Source organism: Nocardiopsis sp. NPDC058631 (assembly GCF_042716955.1).
Classification (GTDB): domain Bacteria; phylum Actinomycetota; class Actinomycetes; order Streptosporangiales; family Streptosporangiaceae; genus Nocardiopsis.
The window spans coordinates 1-13553 of the sequence record NZ_JBHXQY010000134.1 but is presented as its reverse complement, the minus strand read 5'-3'; the positions used below and the strand labels follow the sequence as shown (position 1 = coordinate 13553).

Genomic DNA, 13553 nt, shown 5'->3' with positions numbered 1-13553 from the left:
GAGCCGTAGCCGACCGCCCTCAGGGACTCGATCACGCCGAGGCTGATGCTCTCGTCACTCCGTCTCCGTGGGCCCCTCCAGGCGGGCCAGCTCCTCGTCCACGACGGACGGGTCGAGCTTGGCGAACAGCGGCTCGGGACGCCCCAGCGGCGTGCCCGGCACGATCGGCGTGGACTCCCAGCGCGCGGCGTCCCCGGCGTAGTCACCGGTGATGACCAGGTAGTCCACCGTCTCCTCCGAGCCGCCGACGGTGTCGTGACCGGTGTCGAGGCGGGGCATGCCCGTCCAGGTCCCGGTACCGCCGAGCATCGCGTGCACCTTGTTCGCCGACTCGGGCAGGTACGGCGTCAGCAGGGTGTTGGCGTCGTGGACCAGCTGGAGGGCCACGTGCAGGACGGTGGCCATCCGCTCGGGGTCGGTCTTCTTCAGCGCCCACGGAGCCTGGTCGGAGATGTACTTGTTGGCCTCGGCGACGGTCCGCATGGCCTCCTGGAGGCCCGCCTTGAACTGGGACCGCTCCAGCCGCTCGCCGACCCGTCCGAACGCGTCCGCGGACGCCTGCAGCGCGGCCCGGTCCTCGTCGGTGAGCTCGCCGGCGGCGGGGATCTCGCCCAGGTTCTTGGCCGCCATGGAGATGGAGCGGTTGACCAGGTTGCCCCAGGCCGCGACCAGCTCGTCGTTGTTGCGGCGCACGAACTCGGCCCAGGTGAAGTCGGTGTCCTGGGTCTCGGGCCCGGCGGCCATGATGTAGTACCGCAGTGAGTCGGCCGAGTAGCGCTCCAGGAAGTCGCGCACGTAGATGACGACGCGGCGCGAGGAGGAGAACTTGCGCCCCTCCATGGTGAGGAACTCGCTGGAGACCACCTCGGTGGGGACGTTGAGCCGTCCGAGCGGCCCCTCGTCGCCGCCCCGGTCGCCCTCGCCCGCGGCTCCCAGGAGGATCGCGGGCCAGATCACCGAGTGGAAGACGATGTTGTCCTTGCCCATGAAGTAGTAGGACCGGGCCTCGTCGGTCTGCCACCAGCGCTTCCACGCGTCGGGCTCGCCGACCCGCTTCGCCCACTCGATGGACGAGGACAGGTAGCCGATCACCGCGTCGAACCACACGTACAGGCGCTTGTTGGCGTTGTCGCTCCAGCCGTCCAGCGGGATCGGCACACCCCAGTCGAGGTCGCGGGTGACCGCGCGCGGCTGGAGGTCGTCCACCAGGTTCAGGGAGAACTTGAGGACGTTGGGCCGCCACTCCCCCTCCTTGCCCGTGAGCCACGTGGAGAGGACCTCGGCGAACGCGGGCAGGTCGAGCATGAAGTGCTCGCTGTCCACGAACTCGGGGGTCTCGCCGTTGATCCGCGAACGGGGGGAGATGAGGTCGATCGGGTCGAGCTGGTTGCCGCAGTTGTCGCACTGGTCGCCGCGCGCGCCGTCGTAACCGCAGATCGGGCAGACGCCCTCGATGTAGCGGTCGGGCAGCGTACGGCCGGTGGACGGGGAGACCGCGCCCTTGGTGGTGCGGGTGAAGACGTATCCGTTGTCGTACAGCGTGGTGAACAGCTGCTGGGCGACCGCGTAGTGGTTGCCGGTGGTGGTGCGGGTGAAGAGGTCGTAGGACAGGCCGAGGGCGACGAGGTCCTCGGAGATGATCCGGTTGTAGCGGTCGGCCAGCTCGCGCGGGGTGACGCCCTCCTGGTCGGCCTGCACCTGGACCGGGGTGCCGTGCTCGTCCGTGCCGCTGACCATCAGCACGTGGTTGCCCGACATTCGCTGGAAGCGGGAGAAGACGTCGGAGGGAACTCCGAAGCCGGACACGTGACCGATGTGGCGCGGTCCGTTGGCGTAGGGCCAGGCGACCGCGGTCAGGATGTGGCGATTCGACGACATGCCCCAAGCCTAAAGCCGACGGGGGCCTGCCCCGCACCTCATTTCTCCCGCTCGGGCGCGTCCGTCGCCCGTGCCGCCGCGGTTGGTCCCGGTGGCCCGACCGTTCGCGGCCGGGCACGATTCCCCGGGGGCGACACGTACCCGTATGCTCTGCTGGACGAGCCGCGTGCCGCCGGGGCGCGCGCCGGCGAAAACACCCTCTTCCCGGTCCTTCACCTGAGGCGGTGGTCACCACGGATACCCGTGCCCTACCCCGCCCTGCCCGGCACACCACCGCGCTCCTCACGAGCATGGTGCTGCTGGTCATCCTGTCGTTTCCCGTGGCCTCCGGCACGGGCGGCGAACCCGTCTCCGCCCACCTGCCGCCGCACGGCCTGGCCAGCGCCCCCCAGGGCGCTCATGCCGACGCGGCCGCGCAGGAGCCGGTGACCCCGCGCGAGCGCGCGAACCTGGTCGAGAACCCCATGGTCACGGTCGGGCCCCCCGCCACCACCTGCGACCAGCGCTCCCTTCTGCGCGACCTGCCCGACGCGGTACCCGGTCGCGCCCTGCGCCTGGCCGTGTGGGACCAGCCCTGGTGGCCGCTGCCGCCTCCGGCCTCCGACCCCGTACCCGAACAGGTCACCACCGGGGAGCTGCCGCAGACACGGGCTCCGCCTCTCGCAGCGAACACCGTCATCTGACCATCCCCGGCCGCACCCCCCGCCCGGTCCCTTCCGGGCATGCGTTCGGCTATCCGTCTTCGCAGTGAGAGGTACCTACCCCTTGTCCAGTCAAACGGGAGCGGGAGCGCGCTGGACACGCGCGCTCATCTCCCTCCTCGTCATCCTCGTCGCGTTCGGCGCGGCGTGGTTCCTTCCACCGCGCCTGGGGCTCGACCTCAGCGGCGGTACACAGATCGTCCTGGAGACCCAGGACGGCGCCGACGGCACGCCCGCCGACTCCGACAACACCGACCAGGTCGTCGAGGTGCTGCGACAGCGCATCGACCGCCTCGGTGTCGCCGAGGCGACCATGTCCCGTTCCGGTGAGAACCGGATCATCGTCGAGCTTCCCGGCGTGCAGGACCCGGCGGAGGCCGCGCAGATCGTCGGCCGCACCGCCCAGCTGTCCTTCCACCCGGTGCTGGGCGTCGGCGAACAGGGCGGCCAGGGCGTGCAGGCGCCCGGGGGCGGCGGGGGCGACTTCGCGAACGCGCCGGCTGCCGAGGCCGACGAGGCCCGAGCCCCCTCCGACACCGAGGACGCCCCCGAGGAGGGTGCCGAAGGCGGCGGGGAGGAGATGACCCCCGAGCAGCTGGAAGAGCTCATGGGCGGCATGGGCGGCGACCCCACCGGCGGGCAGCAGGCCCCGGCAGGTCCCAGCGCGGAGAACCCGGACGACGTCGCGATGACGTTGCCGGACGCCGACGGGACCTACCTCCAGCTCGGCGACACCGCCATCCGCGGCGACCGGGTGTCCAGTGCCGACGCCGCCCTCGACAGCGTCAACCGCACCCAGTGGACGGTCAACGTCAACTTCCGCGGTGAGGGCCGCGACCAGTGGGCGGAGCTGACCGGCGCCGCCGCCTGCTACGAGCAGGGCGACCCGCGGCGCCGTGTGGCGATCGTGCTGGACGACCAGATCATCTCCGCTCCGGAGGTGAACCCGGAGATCGGCTGTGAGGTCGGCATGCCGGGCGGCTCCACCAGCATCACCAGTCCCACCTTCACCAGTGAGACCGCGGACGAGCTGGCCGTGCTGATCGAGGGCGGCTCCCTGCCGCTGCCGGTCACCGAGGTCCAGCGCCAGACGGTCGGTCCGACCCTGGGTGCCGCCGCCATCGAGGCCAGCGCCATCGCCGCCCTCCTGGGCATCGCGTTCACCGCGCTGTACATCACCCTGGTCTACCGGCTGGTCGGCTTCCTGGCCTCGCTCGCGCTGGCGTTCTACACGCTCATCGCGTACGGAGCTCTGGTCGCCCTGGGTGCAACGCTCACGCTGCCGGGTCTGGCCGGTTTCGTGCTGGCGATCGGTATGGCCATCGACGCCAACGTGCTCATCTTCGAGCGCGCGCGTGAGGAGTACCAGCGCCAGCAGAAGGTGTACGAGTCCAACAAGTCCTCGGGCATGCGGGACGCCACGGAGGACGAGGCGTCCAAGGCCGAGACGGGCGCCCTCGCGCGCCGTCGCCGCCGGGCGATCCCGCCGAGCCTGGAGAAGGCGTTCGTCGAGGGTTCCCGCAAGGCGTGGAGCGCCGTCCTGGACACCAACGTCACGACGCTCATCGCGGCGGCACTGCTCTTCTTCTTCGCCTCCGGCACCGTCCAGGGCTTCGGTGTGACCCTGAGCATCGGCACCATCGTCTCGATGTTCTCCGCGCTGATCATCGCGCGCGTGTTCGTCGAGTGGGCGGTCCGCAGGGCGGTCATCCGCAAGCACCCGGCCGTCAGTGGGCTGAGCCAGATCGGCCCGGTCCGTACCTGGCTGGTCCAGAAGAACCCCGACATCATGAAGCACCGCGCCAAGGGCCTCATCGTGGCGGCGCTGATCGTGGTGGCGGCGATCGCCGCGCCGCTGGTGCGCGACACCAACCTGGGTGTCGAGTTCACCGGCGGCCGCGTGATGGAGTACGAGTTCACCGGGGACTCGACGATCTCGGTGGACGAGGCCCGCGGCGTCATCTCCGGGCTGAACTTCCCGGGTTCGGACACCGCGGTCGTCCAGGAGTCCGGTGACAGCGACATCGCGGTGCGCACCGGCAACATCTCCGACACGGAGGCGGGCAGCATCGCCGACGCCCTCGCGGAGGAGACCGGCGGCGTGGAGCTGGTCAGCGACGAGCTGATCGGCCCGAGCATGGGCGACGAGCTGCGCAACCGGGCGCTGATCGCGCTGGGCGCCGCACTGGCGCTCCAGATGATCTACCTGGCCTGGCGCTTCCGCTGGTCGTTCGGCCTCTCCACCATCCTGTCGCTGGCGTTCAACGTGGTGCTGGTGGTCGGCCTGTTCATCTGGCTGGGCAAGCCGATCGACGGCGTCTTCCTGGCGTCGATCCTCAGCGTCATCGGCTTCACCGTCAACGACACGGTGGTGGTGTTCGACCGGGTGCGCGACGAGTGGGCGCGGGACGAGAAGTCCTCGTTCGGGGAGATCGCCAACCGGGCGCTCCTCAACACGCTGCCGCGTACGGTGAACACCGCGGTCGGCGCGCTGATCATCCTGGGCTTCCTCGTCTTCCTCGGCGGGTCCTCGCTCCAGGACTTCTCCATCGCCATGCTGGTCGGTCTGAGCACGGGTGTGCTCTCCACGATCTTCGTCGCGGTGCCGTTGGCCATCTGGCTGCAGAAGTGGGACAAGACGGCTCCGCCGCACGTGATCAAGGACCGCAAGGCCAAGCAGAAGGTGGCGGCCAAGGCCGCCCGCGACGCCGACGACGGCGCCGTGGTCTAGGGCGTGGTCCGTGGATGCTCTCGGTTGACTCGGCGCTTGCGCCGATCGACGCGAGCGGCTGCCAGGACGAGTAGCGCAGGTCAGCCCGAGTTTGGCTGTCCAAGCGCAGTCGGCGCGGCGAGAGGCAGCCTGGGTGACGCGAGCCCGCAATGATCCGCGGGACGCGGCCTAGCGTCTCCGGCCGGCACCCGGGCCTCCCCGGAGTCCCGGCGCAAGGGGTGAGGGCCCCGGGAACGTGTTCCGACACGTTCCCGGGGCCCTCGTCGTGTCCCGCCCCCTCACCGCCGCCGACCGGCCGCCGACGGTCCGGCGGCGGCCGGTCACCCTGCGGCGACGGGGGCGGGGGCACCCTCGGAGGCCTGCACCAGGACGAAGCCCTGGCCCTCGAACGACAGCTGGAGCGCCTCGCCGCTGCCCCGGCCGATCAGCGCTCCCGCCTTCGCCGTGCGGCGCACACCCGTGCGCAGCGAGCTGGACCACGCCACGGCGGAGTCGGTGTCGACGAAGGTGGGCTGGTCGACGTTGATCAGCACGGGAGCCCCGTGACAGGCCACGGCCACCCGGCCCTGGCCGCTGAAGACCGTGTTGAACAGACCCCCGGCGGTCATCCCGGCCCCCTCCACCCGGCGGATGTCCCAGCCCAGACCCGCCTCGAAGGCGAGCACGTTCTCGCCGTTCACGGTGAGGTGCTCGTTCTCCAGGTCGATCAGGTGGATGTCCCAGGCGTCGCGGGCGAGGAACACGTCGCCCTGGCCGGACACCTTCATCAGCGGCATGCCCTCGCCCGTGAAGGCCTTCTTGAAGAACTTGCCGACGCTCCCCGCCCCCTCGTAGGAGAAGTCGACCTGGCCCTGGTAGGCGACCATGGCGCCCTGGCGCGCGTAGAACTCACCGTTGAGGCCCACGCGGAGCATCTTGTGGTTCTGGAGGTGCATGCCCGGCTGGTTGTTCTCCTGGGCCTGCTGGAAGAGCTGACTTCTCATGAACGGTCCTCATCGGTGATCAGGGTTTTGTTGCTGATGAGACGCGCAGAACGGGAAAAGGTTCCGTGGGGCGCCCCAGTTCTCCCAGACGTCACCCGCCCTTCCCCGCGCCGGCCGCCGCCGTCCGTCGGCGTTCGGCGACACGCGGGGCCGGCGGGCACGGGCCCGGAGGTCACTCCGCGGCGACGATCCCGTGCACGAGGTCGTAGACCCGCCGCTTGGGTACACCGGTCTCCTTGGCCACACGGGTGATGGCCTCCTTGCGGCGCACGCCCTCCTCCTCCAGCGCGGCGACCGAGCCGACCAGCTCCGCGTCCGTGGTCTCCTCGGCACGCCTGCGGGCGCCCTCCACCACGACGGAGACCTCGCCCCGCACCCCCTCGGCGGCCCAGGCCGCCAGCTCCCCGAGCCCGCCCCGGCGCACCTCCTCGTAGGTCTTGGTCAGCTCACGGCAGACGGCGGCCCGCCGGTCGGCGCCGAACGCCGCCGCCATCGCCTCCAGGGTCGCGGCGACGCGGTGCGGGCTCTCGAAGAACACCATCGTGCGGCGCTCCGCCGCCAGGTCGGCCAGGTACCCCGGCAGGCCCTTGCGCGGAGGGAAGCCCTCGAAGCAGAAGCGGTCGGTCGGCAGCCCGGACACGACGAGCGCGGTGGTGACAGCGGACGGCCCGGGGATCGCGGTGACCGTGATGTCCTCCTCCGCGCAGGCGGCGGCGAGCCTGTAACCGGGATCGGAAACCCCCGGCATCCCCGCGTCGGTCACGACGATGACGTCGCGGCCCTCCCTCAGATCGGTCAGCAGCTCGTCGGTGCGGCGCCCCTCGTTGGCGTCGTAGTAGGACACGACACGGGCGCCCTCGGCCCCTCCCAGTCGCACGTCCGCGCGGGAGGCGAACTGGCGTAGCCTGCGTGTGTCCTCGGCCGCGATGACCCGCGCCTCCCCCAGGGCTCGCAGCAGCCGGGGCGGCGCGTCCTCCAGGTTCCCGATGGGCAACCCGGCAAGAGTCAGGGTCCCGACCCGCCGCGCTCCAGCTTCACCCTCAACCACTGTGATCCCCGTCCTGTCACGCTACGGTTGGCTCTGTCACGCCACCCGGAACCTGGTTTCGTGGTATGTCCGCAACGGACAACCATCTCCGACCCCAACCTACGAGCCGAGATGACCTCCACCGCACTTTCCTCCGAGGCAGAGCCCTCGACGCCGCCCGATCTACCCCGCACGGCCCCGGTGCGCGCCCGGTTCCTGCCCTCCGACCCCTCCCCCTGGTGGTTGGCCTGGTTGGGGGCCTCCCTCGTCGCGCTGTTCGCCGGTGCCCTGAGGCTCTTCAACCTGGGTCAGCCCGAGCGGATCTACTTCGACGAGACGTACTACGCCAAGGACGCCTACGGGCTCTGGGAGTACGGCTACGAGCACGAGACCCACGAGGAGCCGGTCGAGGCCGACGACCTGCTCAACACCGGCAACCAGGACATCTTCACCGGAGGCGGCGACTTCATCGTCCACCCGCCGGTCGGCAAGTGGATGATCGCCCTGGGCGACTGGCTCTGGTCCCTGTTCCCGTTCGGCACCACGATGACCCCGGAGGGGTGGCGGTTCGCCGCGGCCCTGGCCGGGACGGTCTCGGTCCTCATCCTGGTGCGCCTGGCCACCCGCATGACCCGGTCCCTGCTGCTGGGCTGCACGGCGGGCCTGATCATGGCGCTGGACGGCCTGCACTTCACGCTGAGCCGCATCGCGATGGTGGACATCTTCCTCACCCTGTGGATCCTCGCCGGGTTCACCTGTCTGGTCATCGACCGGGACAGGACCCGGGAGCGCCTGGCCCGCCTGTCGGAGGCGGGGGCCGACCTGGCCGCGGTGGGGTGGCTGGGGATGCGCTGGTGGCGGCTGGCGGCGGGGCTCTGTTTCGGACTGGCGATCGGCACCAAGTGGTCGGCGCTGTTCTTCGTGGCGGCGTTCGGCCTGCTCACGGTGGCGTGGGACTACGGGGCGCGGAGCAGCGTGGGCCAGGTGCGGCCGTTCTGGCGGTGGCTCGGGATCGACGCCGTACCGGCGTTCCTCCAGACCGTGGGGGTGGCGGGGGTCGTCTACCTGGTCTCGTGGTCGGGATGGCTGTTCACGCGCGGGGGCTACAACCGAGACCACGCGGACGGGATGCTGCCGGACGTGGTGCCCGGGTTCCTGCGCGTCCCGGCGGAGGCGCTGTGGAGCCTGGTGGACTACCACCGCCGGATGATGGGGTTCCACACCGACCTCACCAGCGACCACGCGTACATCTCCGCGCCGTGGGAGTGGCTCGTCATGCGCACGCCGGTGATGTTCCACTACAACGGTGAGGCCGTCGGCTGCGGGACCGGCAACTGCGTGACCTCGGTCGTGTCGATCGGCACACCGGTCATCTGGTGGGTCAGCCTCCTCGCCCTGGTCGTCATGTTCGCCTGGTGGGTGACCTTCCGCGACTGGCGCGCGGGAGCGGTGCTGCTGGCCGTCGCCGCGGGATGGCTGCCGTGGTTCGCCTACCCCGACCGCCCCATGTTCCTCTTCTACGCGCTCCCGCTGCTGCCGTTCCTCGTCCTGGCGATCGTGCTGTCGCTCGGCCTGGTGATGGGGGCCGCGGACGACAGCCCTCGTTTCGCCCCCTATCTGCGGGCGGGCGGCGGCATCGTGTACGGCGTCGTCCTGTTGTTGGTCGTCGCCTACTTCGCTTACTTCTACCCGGTGTTGGCGGCCTATCCGATCGACGAGACCGTGTGGCGCGAACGCCTCTGGTTCGACGTGTGGATCTACGGCAACGGCGCCTCCTGACCCATCGGCGGACAACCCGCATTCCCGAACTCCATTAGTCGGAGCGAGGGCTGAATGCAACTGTTTCCAGTAGCCGAAACAGGCCACATGGAGAAGGTGGATTCCTGCCGCAAAAGCCTCGGCAGGGCACCACCCTCCCTGGTACTGTCTGCAACTGGTTGCTGTTGTAGTTTCCATGGATGCCCGAGGCGCCTCGCGGAACTTCACGTGGGCGCTTGTCGATACGGGGATTACTCGTCGGTGAGGCGCCCGGCGACCCGGGGCCAGCAGGGTGCGGCCCCGCCGTAGTCCCCAAGGGAGAGCACATGGCTCAGGGCACCGTGAAGTGGTTCAACTCTGAGAAGGGTTTCGGGTTCATCGCAGTCGAGGGTGGTCAGCCCGACGTGTTCGTGCACTATTCGGCGATCACGGGCACCGGCTTCCGGAACCTGGAAGAGGACCAGAAGGTCGAGTTCGACATCATCCAGGGCCCGAAGGGCCCGCAGGCGGCGGACGTTCGAGCGATCTAGACCGCCGCACGTGCGTTTCCCCAGCCCTCCGCTCGCCGAGTGGGGGGCTGGTCCGCGTTCCGACTCCCAGGTGTGACCAGGGCAGGGTTACCGAACCCGGCTGATACCGGTTAACCTGCTTGGGGCCGGCAGGTACACCGAGGGACGAGGGTCGCGCATGTTCAACATCGGCGGGGTGGAGTTCGTCATCCTCCTCCTTCTCGCGCTGCTGATCTTCGGGCCCGACCAGCTGCCGAAGGCCGCCCAGCAGGTCGGGCGGGTCCTGAGACAACTCCGGACCATGGCCAACTCGGCCTCCAACGACATCAAGGAGGGGCTGGGACCGGAGTTCAAGGACTTCGACGTCCAGGACCTCAACCCGAAGCGCTTCGTACAGAAGCACTTCTGGGAGGAAGAGGAGCAGGAGAAGAAGCCCGCGGCGCGCCTCAACGGCAAGCGCCCGCCCTTCGACGACGAGGCCACCTGAGCCCTTCCCCGCGCGTCCCCGCGACGGGCCGCTGCGCTCCCTCAGCCCACGAGCATGAGCACGAACAGGCCCAGCCCGAGCAGGATCGCCGAGCCGACGATGATCGCGGGTGACCCGAAGGCCAGGATGAGCCCCTCCACCGCGAGCGCGGCGCCGACGGCGCACGCCGTCCACGGCCAGCGCGGTGCGGGCTCCCAGCCGTGGCGTCGCTCACGGGCGATGGTGACCAGGAACGCGACCCCGATGAGCAGCCAGAACACCAGGTGGGCGATAGCCCGCACCCCGGGTTCGACGTAGTCGGCCATCCCTCCGACCACCATCACGTAGGTGAGGGTCCCGGCGAGCAGCCGCCAGTGGCCGCCGCTCCTGTGCGGGGGGATCGTCCTGAGACGGGCGGGAGTGGTGCGCCGGAAGCGCTCGGCCGCGGCCAGTGGTCCGTCCTCCCCGTCCTCCACCGGCCGGACCGTCGTCTCCGGGGGCGGCAGCGGGCGGGGCCGGGGTTGCGGCGGCTCGTAGCCTCCGACAGCAGCGGGTTCCTCCGGGTACTCGTAGCCGCCGGGAGGCTGGGGGGAGTCGGGCACGGTCCGCCCCTTCACGGTTGGCACGGCCCGGCCCTGGCCGGACCGGGGGTCGTGTCCGGGTCCCTACCCGGTGTGGTCCGCCGTCAAATCCGCCCGCCCCGGACTGTCGGAACGCGTGGCGGCCCCTGCCGGCAGCCGGGAGGATGAAGGGCCCACCCGATCGGAGATCGGACAGGCCCGGACGTCGGGGTTCGGCAGAACCCGTTCGGCGGACTGGCTACGCCCAGGACCATCCGTTGTCACGGACGGTCATCGCGTGCGTGGTCATGGCATCTACCTTTCGTTTAGCTTCCAGCCCATCCCACTACTAACGATGCCGTGGAACGCTCTGTTAGCACAAGACCCGTAGTCGAAGATTCATCGTTTTATGACGTGGGGGCTACCCCGAGCTCCGAAGCCACCGCCCGAATAACAGATAGAGTGATGTCTTCGCAGTTCAGGAGGGTTTTCATTCTTAGCCGCCACACCTGACCAACCTCAAAATCCCACCAAAACAAGCCCTCCTGCCCGCAAAATCCATTCCATGGGTACAACGGAGAGCAACAACAGCGCTCTTGAACTCCGACCGAAGTCCGACACCATTCAGCGGCGAACTTCCCCCGGATTCCGCGGGTGTCGGGGGGACACCGGACAGGATCTCACGGACAGAGTGCCAGAAAACGGAGGTATCCACATCTTTCCTACGAGTTTCCGTCACCAGTAGTCGTGACAGGGCGTCATGGACCTGCTGGCAGGCGAGGCTCCGGGCGTGCGGCGACCGGATCTTCCGCCGGGGTTTCGGTCGCCCGCTAAAACACATATGTATCCGACCCCTCTGGCCGCCCCTCGTCCGGAGCCCCCGTTCCCGGTGGCCCCGGGCGATCGCGGTCCGGTTCCGCGCCGCCGCGTCCCGGATTCCGAAGGGTGAGTTCGTTTGTTACAGCCCTAGTCGGACGGAAGCCCGCCTAAAGTGGAAAGACCCACCCCAAGGCGATGCGTCCCCGTCCCCGCCGCTCCCCCGATCGGGGACGGGGACGTGGTGTCTCCCCCGGCTGTCCCACGCAAGGAAGGCCCGACGTGAGTCCGCACCCCCCGAGCCCCATGCCCTTCACCGGGACAGCGCAGGACGCGCAGCCCGGCCCGCCCGACCCTCCGGGCTTCTCCGGCCCGTCCGCCCCTACCCGGCCCATCCGCGTCATGGTCGTGGACGACCACGCCTTCTTCCGCCGCGGACTGGTCTCCGTCCTGGACGAGGAGGAGGACATCAGCGTGGTCAGCGAGGCGGGTGACGGCGAGGAGGCCGTCCGGCTCGCCACCGAGATGCGGCCCGACGTGGTGCTCATGGACGTGTGGATGCCGCATTCCAACGGCATCGACGCCTGCCCCCGCATCCGCGAGGCGGTCCCGCACACCAAGTTCGTCATGCTGACGATGAGCGACGAGGAGTCCGACCTATTCGACGCGCTCAAGGCGGGCGCCACCGGCTACCTCCTGAAGGAGATCTCGGTGACCGAACTGCCCCGGGCCGTGCGCACCATCGCCGGCGGGCAGTCGTTCATCAACCCCGCGATGGCCACCAAGCTCATCGGAGAGTTCGCCGAGCTGGCCAAGCAGGAGAGTGCTCCGCCCAGCAGGCCGGACATCCCCCAGCTGACGCCGCGGGAGACCGAGGTCCTCAAGCTGCTGGCCCGGTCCCTCAACAACCGGGAGATCGGGGAGCGGCTGTTCATCACCGAGAACACCGTGAAGAACCACGTGCGCAACATCCTGGAGAAGCTCCAGGTGCACTCGCGCACCGAGGCGGCGATCTACGCCGTCCGCGCCGAGTACGTCTCCGGTTACTGAACCACCCCTCGGGGGCATGGCCGCCCACCCGCCCGTGGAGGCGCCCCAGCGCCTCTACGGGGCCCGTCGGGCCTCGGGAGCCGCCGGGCCCGGAGTGCGTGGCCACCGCTGCGGCCAGTACCCGCCAGGGCGGTCGCGCCCGGCAGGACCACGTCCGACGAGATCAGTGGGATCTGGTTCACGGCTGCCCCTCCGAGGGTTCCGGCTTCGGGCCGAACAGCAGTCCCGCGCTGCGGCGGGTGATGGTGAGCAGGTCGGTGTCGTCGAACAGCCTCCGGATCCCGGAGCTGTCGAGGTTGCCGGTGAGGGCGAGGGTCGCGATGCCGTGCACGATCGCCCAGCCGGCCACCACCGCGGCGGCGCCGTCCTCCACGGGATACCCCCGGTCGGCCAGGGAGCTCACTCCGCCCTGGAGTTCGCCGAAGGCGGCCTCGCGTGCGGCTTGCAGCTCCTCGTCGTCCTCGCTGAGAAGGGTGGGCGCGAACATCACCTGGAAGTGGGCCGGGCGGTCCGTGGCGAAACGCACGTACTCGATCCCCGCCTCCAGGAGCCCGCCACCCGCCTCCCGGTCGGCCTTCAGACGTACCGCGAGCTCCTGGAACCCCTCGACGGCCAGGGCGTTGAGCACTCCCTCACGGCTCCCGAAGTGGTGCCGGGGCGCTGTGTGGCTGACCCCGAGGTCGGCCGCGAGCGAGCGCAGGCTGAAGGAGTAGGGACCCTCCTGCTCGATGACCTCCGCCGCCCGCTCCAGGACGGCGGCCCGCAGGTTCCCGTGGTGGTATCCGTGTGCCATACCCAAAACTATACGCCGGAAAGTTACCGTCGCAGAGATACCAGGGCGCTCTCCCACGGGAGTTTTCGGGCCCCTGGGGGTAGTCTGTGGGGCACCGGCCCGCCCCGCCTCAGGGGATAGACGCTTCGCCGGTGACACTCGGGGCTCCGGCCCGGAAACGACCGCCCGCCGCAGGGAACAGCAGGAATCGTCGGCCCAGATGGACAACGGCCGCCTCTGGTTCGACCAGGTGCGGGTACCGCGCACCAGCCTGCTCAACCGCTACGGGGACGTGGACGCCC

General features: G+C 69.9%; 11 protein-coding genes. 6 read left to right on the top strand and 5 right to left on the bottom strand.

The genetic code is table 11. The annotated features are described in order from the left end of the window. Positions 1-54: 54 nt before the first annotated feature. On the bottom strand, positions 55-1878 hold the full coding sequence (gene metG / locus ACFWTE_RS27895; RefSeq protein WP_378782895.1) for a methionine--tRNA ligase: 1824 nt from the start codon (positions 1876-1878) through the stop codon (positions 55-57). Between the two features lie 224 nt (positions 1879-2102). Here metG and ACFWTE_RS27890 point away from each other — a divergent pair, with 224 nt between their 5' ends. Both ACFWTE_RS27890 and secD read left to right on the top strand, forming a co-directional pair. Beyond that, complete coding sequence (locus ACFWTE_RS27890) at positions 2103-2561, top strand: hypothetical protein (RefSeq protein WP_378782894.1); 459 nt, start codon at positions 2103-2105, stop codon at positions 2559-2561. Positions 2562-2643: 82 nt separating this feature from the next. Further along, positions 2644-5310 carry a protein translocase subunit SecD gene (gene secD, locus ACFWTE_RS27885; RefSeq protein ID WP_378782893.1) on the top strand — a complete coding sequence of 889 codons (2667 nt, stop codon included), beginning with the start codon at positions 2644-2646 and terminating at the stop codon, positions 5308-5310. A 320-nt stretch (positions 5311-5630) separates the two neighbouring features. On the opposite strand, the gene ACFWTE_RS27880 is transcribed toward secD, so the two are convergent. Then, positions 5631-6293, bottom strand: a complete 663-nt coding sequence (locus tag ACFWTE_RS27880) for an AIM24 family protein (RefSeq protein ID WP_378782892.1) — start codon at positions 6291-6293, stop codon at positions 5631-5633. A gap of 172 nt (positions 6294-6465) precedes the next feature. After that, a complete protein-coding gene (rsmI, locus tag ACFWTE_RS27875; RefSeq protein WP_378782891.1) occupies positions 6466-7341 on the bottom strand; it encodes a 16S rRNA (cytidine(1402)-2'-O)-methyltransferase in 876 nt (291 codons plus the stop codon). A gap of 111 nt (positions 7342-7452) precedes the next feature. Here rsmI and ACFWTE_RS27870 point away from each other — a divergent pair, with 111 nt between their 5' ends. The 3 genes from ACFWTE_RS27870 (at position 7453) to ACFWTE_RS27860 (ending at position 10074) form a co-directional block, all read left to right on the top strand. Next, positions 7453-9099, top strand: coding sequence for a dolichyl-phosphate-mannose--protein mannosyltransferase (locus ACFWTE_RS27870; RefSeq protein WP_378782890.1), 1647 nt, complete (start codon positions 7453-7455; stop codon positions 9097-9099). 305 nt (positions 9100-9404) lie between these two features. Beyond that, complete coding sequence (locus ACFWTE_RS27865; RefSeq protein WP_267948036.1) at positions 9405-9608, top strand: cold-shock protein; 204 nt, start codon at positions 9405-9407, stop codon at positions 9606-9608. 157 nt (positions 9609-9765) lie between these two features. Further along, on the top strand, positions 9766-10074 hold the full coding sequence (locus ACFWTE_RS27860; RefSeq protein WP_378782889.1) for a sec-independent translocase: 309 nt from the start codon (positions 9766-9768) through the stop codon (positions 10072-10074). 41 nt (positions 10075-10115) lie between these two features. Here the strand turns inward: ACFWTE_RS27860 and ACFWTE_RS27855 are convergent, their stop codons facing one another. Then, entirely contained in the window at positions 10116-10655 is a 540-nt protein-coding gene (locus ACFWTE_RS27855; protein WP_378782888.1) for a hypothetical protein, read from the bottom strand. 1056 nt (positions 10656-11711) lie between these two features. Between ACFWTE_RS27855 and ACFWTE_RS27850 the strand changes: the two genes are divergently transcribed. Then, entirely contained in the window at positions 11712-12479 is a 768-nt protein-coding gene (locus tag ACFWTE_RS27850) for a response regulator (protein ID WP_378782887.1), read from the top strand. 178 nt (positions 12480-12657) lie between these two features. Here the strand turns inward: ACFWTE_RS27850 and ACFWTE_RS27845 are convergent, their stop codons facing one another. Further along, positions 12658-13272, bottom strand: coding sequence for a TetR/AcrR family transcriptional regulator (locus ACFWTE_RS27845; protein ID WP_378782886.1), 615 nt, complete (start codon positions 13270-13272; stop codon positions 12658-12660). Between the last annotated feature and the right edge of the window lie 281 nt (positions 13273-13553).